Genomic DNA, 3,319 nt, shown 5'->3' with positions numbered 1-3,319 from the left:
AGCCACCGGCGCTTCATCGCGCTGTTCCGCGGCGCCATCGGGCTCACGCCGAAGGAGTACGCGCGCGTGATGCGCTTCGACCGCGCGCTGGCGCTGGCGGCCGATCCGGCGCGGCCCTGGGCCGAGATCGCATTCGAGGCCGGCTATGCCGACCAGGCGCACCTGAGCCGCGAGTTCTCGGCGCTCGCGGGCATGGCGCCGCAGGCCTGGCGGCGCACGGGCGCCACGTCGCCACGCCACGTGGCGGTGCCCGCGAACGCCGCCCCCGGTCAAATTCGTTCAAGACGGCCGCGCTGAAGCCTTCCAGAATCGGCGCCGACACGCGATTTCTTCCACGAACCACGACGAGAGGCACCCCATGGCGATCCACGAGCTCTTCCCCTACATCTGCGTCCACGATGCCAAGGCCGCGGTCGACTTCTACTGCGAGGTGTTCCAGGTCAAGGAGATCTTCCGGCTGGTCGAGCCCAGCGGCCGCGTCGGCCACGTCGAGCTCGACTTCCACAACGGCGCGATCCTGATGATCTCGGACGAGTACCCCGAGTACGGCATCCCGAGCGCGAAGACGCTGGGCGGCAGCGCGGTCACCCTGCACCTGCACGTGGACGATGCCGACGCGGTGGTCGCGCGCGCGGTGGCGGCCGGCGCCACGCTCGAGATGCCGACCGAGGACCGCTTCTACGGCGAGCGCTCGGGCGTGTTCCGCGATCCCTTCGGCCACCGCTGGAACGTGGGCCACAGCATCGAGAAGCTGTCGCCCGAGGAGATGCAGCGGCGCTACACGGCGATGTTCGAGAACGGCAGCGGCGCCTGCTGACGCGCCATGAAAAACGCCCCGGCAAGCCGGGGCGTCGAGGTCGAGCGGACGCGTCTGGAGACGGGCCTCAGACCGACCACTTCTCGATCAGCTTCTCGGGCCGCAGCGAGTCGTAGCCCTCGAAGGGCTGGTGGATCCACGGATTGGTCTGCAGGAACTCCACCGAGTAGTCGGGCGTGAAGGTCGAGAGCGCCTTGGTCCACAGCACCGCGCTGCGCAGCTCGGTGATCGGCGCGTAGTTGTTGCGCAGCATGTTGATCACCGCATGCAGCGTGTGGCCCGAGTCGGCCAGGTCGTCGACCAGCAGCACCTTGCCGGCGATCTCGCCCTTGGGCGTGGTGATGTAGCGCGCGATGTCGAGATGGCCCTGGATGGTGCCGGCATCGGCCCGGTAGGAGCTGGTCGACATGATCGCCAGCGGCTTGTCGAAGATGCGCGACAGCACGTCGCCCGGGCGCATGCCGCCACGGGCGAGGCACAGGATGGTGTCGAACTCCCAACCCGACTGGTGCACCTTGATCGCGAGCTTCTCGATCAGGTTGTGGTACTCGTCGTAGCTCACGTAGAGGTGCTTGCCGTCTTCGGTCAACATGGGGGATGGGCTCCTGGATGAATAGCGGATGTCGCCCGGGTCAGCGGGCGCAGGGGGCTTCTTTTTGGGGTTGTCGTCGAGCCGGGAAATCAGTCGGCCAGATAGGGGTGGCGCATCATGATCGTGTGATCGCGGTCGGGGCTGGTCGACACCATGTGGATCGGCACGCCGGTGACCTGCTCGATGCGCTGCAGGTACAGGCGCGCGTTGACCGGCAGCTTGTCGTACTGCGTCACGCCGACCGTGCTTTCGCTCCAGCCTTCGAGGGTTTCGTAGATCGGGGTGCAGCGCTCGATCTCGTCGGCGCCCATCGGCAGGATGTCGGTGGTCTCGCCGTCGAGCTCGTAGCCGGTGCACAGCTCGAGCTTCTCGAGGCCGTCGAGCACGTCGAGCTTGGTGATGCACAGGCCCGACAGGCCGTTGACCTGCGCCGAGCGCTTGAGCAGCGCGGCATCGAACCAGCCGCAGCGGCGGCTGCGGCCCGTGGTCACGCCCTTTTCGGCGCCCACGGTGCTCATGTGGTAGCCGGGGGTGCCGGGCGTGGCCCAGTCGAGTTCGGTCGGGAACGGACCGCCGCCCACGCGCGTGCAGTAGGCCTTGGTGATGCCGAGGATGTAGTGCAGCATGCCCGGGCCCACGCCCGAGCCGGCGGCGGCGTTGCCGGCCACGCAGTTGCTCGAGGTGACGTACGGATAGGTGCCGTGGTCGACGTCGAGCAGCGTGCCCTGCGCGCCTTCGAACAGCAGGTTGGCGCCGTCGCGATGGGCGTCGTTCAGTTCGCGCGAGACGTCGGCCATCATCGGCTTGAGCAGCGCGGCGTGGCGCATGGCTTCGTCGAACACGGTGTCGAAGTCGATCGCGGTCGAGCCCAGCACCTCGGTCAGCACGTGGTTGTGCAGGTCGAGCAGCACGCGCAGCTTGGCCGCGAAGCGCTCGGGGTGCTTGAGGTCCTGCACGCGCAGCGCACGGCGCGCGATCTTGTCTTCGTAGGCCGGGCCGATGCCGCGGCCGGTGGTGCCGATCTTCTCGACGCCGCCCTTTTCGCGGTAGGCCTCGCGCGCGATGTCCAGCGCCGAGTGGAACGGCAGGATCAGCGGGCAGGCCTCGCTGATGCGCAGGCGCGAACGCACTTCCACGCCGGCCTTCTCGAGCCCTTCGATCTCCTCGAACAGCTTGGCCGCCGACAGCACCACACCGTTGCCGATGTAGCACTTCACGCCGGGACGCATGATGCCGCTGGGGATCAGGTGCAGCGCGGTCTTCACGCCGTTGATCACGAGCGTGTGGCCCGCGTTGTGGCCGCCCTGGAAGCGGACCACGCCCTGGGCGCTCTCGGTCAGCCAGTCGACCAGCTTGCCTTTGCCCTCGTCGCCCCATTGGGTACCGACGACGACCACGTTTCTTCCGGTGGTTACGCTCATGCTCGTTCCATTGCTAAAAATTCAGATCGTTCGGACTTGCCACTGGCCGGCCTGCTCGACGAGCTCGCGGTCGCAGTGGAACTCATCGATTTCGCTGCCATGGCCCGGCAGCACGCACACCACGGTTTCGCCGGCCTTGCGCAGCCCGGCGATGGCCTGACGCAGGCCGGTTTCGTCGCTCCAGGGCGCGCGGATCGCAGCGCGCAACGGACGCTTCGGCAGCACGCCGACCAGCTCGCGCACATCGAGGCTGAAGCCGACCGCCGGACGGTTGCGGCCGAACACGGCGCCCACCTCGTCGTAGCGGCCGCCGCGCACCAGCGAATCGGCCGCGCCCGGCACGTAGATGCCGAAGCGCATGCCGCTGTAGTAGGCATAGCCGCGCAGGTCGGCCAGGTCGAATGTGATCTTGCGGCCCGCCACGCCGTCGAGGCCGGCGGCCAGCAGCTTGAGGTCGGACAGTGCCGCGCGCACCGCGGGCGTGCCCTG

The 3,319-nt window shown here is 68.3% G+C and carries 5 protein-coding genes; 2 read left to right on the top strand and 3 right to left on the bottom strand.

Annotated features, from left to right (window positions below):
- Together AC27VN_RS36590 and AC27VN_RS36585 are read left to right on the top strand one after the other, a co-directional pair.
- A partial coding sequence (locus AC27VN_RS36590) for a helix-turn-helix domain-containing protein (RefSeq protein WP_490879801.1) occupies positions 1-297 on the top strand: 297 nt, incomplete at its 5' end.
- Positions 298-358: 61 nt separating this feature from the next.
- Positions 359-817, top strand: a complete 459-nt coding sequence (locus AC27VN_RS36585) for a VOC family protein (RefSeq protein WP_490879800.1) — start codon at positions 359-361, stop codon at positions 815-817.
- A 67-nt stretch (positions 818-884) separates the two neighbouring features.
- Here AC27VN_RS36585 and AC27VN_RS36580 read toward each other — a convergent pair whose 3' ends face one another.
- The 3 genes from AC27VN_RS36580 to AC27VN_RS36570 all read right to left on the bottom strand — a co-directional run.
- Complete coding sequence (locus AC27VN_RS36580; RefSeq protein ID WP_057594725.1) at positions 885-1,409, bottom strand: phosphoribosyltransferase; 525 nt, start codon at positions 1,407-1,409, stop codon at positions 885-887.
- A gap of 89 nt (positions 1,410-1,498) precedes the next feature.
- Positions 1,499-2,830 carry an adenylosuccinate synthase gene (locus tag AC27VN_RS36575; RefSeq protein ID WP_093342602.1) on the bottom strand — a complete coding sequence of 444 codons (1,332 nt, stop codon included), beginning with the start codon at positions 2,828-2,830 and terminating at the stop codon, positions 1,499-1,501.
- A 21-nt stretch (positions 2,831-2,851) separates the two neighbouring features.
- On the bottom strand, positions 2,852-3,319 hold a 468-nt coding region (locus AC27VN_RS36570), incomplete at its 5' end, for an ATP phosphoribosyltransferase regulatory subunit (protein ID WP_490879799.1).

Source organism: Variovorax sp. 20P10.2.4 (assembly GCF_058244205.1).
The sequence above is the reverse complement of the archived record's forward strand: the minus strand, read 5'-3'. Positions and strand labels throughout refer to the sequence as shown.